Annotated in this window: 1 protein-coding gene; it reads left to right on the top strand. The window is 49.9% G+C overall.

Features of this window, described 5'->3' with window-relative positions; genetic code table 11:
* Positions 1 to 167 precede the first annotated feature (167 nt).
* Positions 168 to 1877, top strand: a complete 1710-nt coding sequence (locus HMPREF9944_RS05805; protein ID WP_044113401.1) for a hypothetical protein — start codon at positions 168 to 170, stop codon at positions 1875 to 1877.
* Positions 1878 to 2207: the final 330 nt, after the last annotated feature.

Below are 2207 nucleotides of genomic sequence, written 5' to 3'. Positions count from 1 at the left end.
TGCACCACATTCTACGGAAGAAGAATGGGGAGCAGACGAAGAGCTTGATGGAGGAGATACGGAAATATAGGTCCACCCCCGCCCCTCCCAAGGGAGGGGAATACGAACTCGCGGTAATCATAAAGTTCAATGTTCAAACATCAAAGTTCAAAGTAAATCAAAGTTCAATGAAGAAGATATTATTTATGGCAGGCCTTGTGAGCACGATGTTGCTCGCGGCATGCAGCAGCGAAGAGAGCGTCGTCAAAGAGGACGGCAAAGTAAATGTGGCGAAAGGCATCACGTTCCAATTCACCGAGGAGGAATATGTGCCCGGCGTTGTCAATGAAGAAAAAGCAGGGGCAAAAGGCACGCGTGCCGTGCAGTCAGAGACGGTAGACTTGGGCAACGGCTTAGTGGCAGAATTGAGCCTTGAGCCCGACACCATGGCGACAGCCAAGACGCGTGCCCCCCAACCAATGAGCGACGGACACTACACCATCTATGCCGTAGACGCTTCCAACGTGCGCCACGACGGAATCAAAGGCACCATCACGAGCGGCGTGTTCACCCCCGACGCGTTGGGCGAGTGGAACCTGAACCCCGGCGAGACCTACACCTTTGTCTGCTTCAACGACGCCGTGACCGACAATGGGACAAGCCTACGTTATAACTTTCAGACACCGAACGGCATGAATGAGAACCCGATGATCGGCGTGACCACCCACACCGTGAGCACCGCTGCGCATGACGTGGTGACCTTTGTGATGCGCCATCAGAATGCCCGCGTGCGCTATCAAATCACTTCCTACACCGCACCGGTAGAAAATGGAATGTTCAGAGTCGTAGGTTCGGACGCGGGATCCGGTTACGGCATAATCGACTATGATGTCAAGGGGGCAGTGACCGGCCATTCCGGAAGTGTTGGGGCTGTTATTCCGACAACCCCCATGACGGCCGACCGTGCCATCAGCTATTCGCCCTATGTAGAAACCTACACGGCAACTACCAGATATTTCTATTATCCCGATGCCTATGACTTTGTATATGTGCAATATTCCAACGTTCAAGGCACGCTCTATGGAAAGACCAATCCTTTCACAGCAAACCGTTTCACTCATATCTATGCCAATACTATCCTGCAAAAGAACCACAGCTATGTGTTCAATTGGAAAGTGAAGAGCAACCCACTCTATCTCTACCAAGACGGCACCGTGGGCTACTTTGGCAACAAGGGCACGCGCACGCCCATTGGTCTTGTTGTAACAGAAAAGACGGCCTCGGATAAAGGCTTGGCTGCAGCACTGAACTTTATACCGCTTGTGATTTGGGAGCAAGATAATCCGCCTGCCGGTAGTGGTGATACCTACCAAAACAATACCGTTTGCTATGCCGGACCGTTTACAGGACAAAATGATATGAACGGGTATAACTGGACATGGGATGCAGCGAGTAGCCTTGATGGCAAGGTACGTGCCAACGAGCAAACCAAGTATCCGGCCTTCTATACCGCTGCTCACTACAATCCGGGCGTTACCGTGACAGGCGCAAACGTCGGCAAGTGGTTCCTGCCCAGCTTCGGACAGATTGTCAAAACGATTCATCTGGTAGACAAATCATGGACATTCTCGGCAACCGACACGTGGTGGGGTAATTGGAACTCAGCCCCGGGAAAGACCCCGCTCACGACGCTGAAAGGATATCTCACGCAGGCCGGAGGAGACCTGCCGAATGGCTTCATCTCTACCAGTACGCAGGCCGACGGCACACAAACCTTTCGTAAATTCCAGCCTATAGGGCTAGTAACTGTACCATATCCGAATAGTAGCAATATACAACTTTTTACCATTTGGAAGACCATGAGTAATGGCGGCGTATGGGCATTCGTTAATTACTGATAAACGGAAAATAGAAATTCAATAATTGAAAATTCGAGTTAGTTTACTTTAATATTCATCCGCCTGTAAACGATGCCGGGAGTGCAATTTGACAATATATACTATTGTGGGGCACAATATATACTTTCGTGGGGCACGAAATATACTATTGTCAATTACGGAATATACTTCCGTCGTCCGCAGGTCGTATTTTAGTCATTGCGCACGGCCGGTTCGGTTGCAGACAAAAAACACAAAAAATCATGGCATTTTGGAAGAAAATCAAAATGAAAGTCAACGGACTGTGGTATCCGAAATCAGTCCTTGTGGGTTCGCCCGTAACCACGAAAC

The organism is Segatella maculosa OT 289, assembly GCF_000243015.1.
Lineage (GTDB): Bacteria > Bacteroidota > Bacteroidia > Bacteroidales > Bacteroidaceae > Prevotella > Prevotella maculosa.
This window is presented reverse-complemented; position numbering and strand designations above follow the sequence as displayed.

Coding starts and splice junctions, on each gene's coding strand:
- HMPREF9944_RS05805 (WP_044113401.1), top strand. CDS start 168: ATGAAGAAGATATTATTTATGGCAGGCCTTGTGAGCACGATGTTGCTC.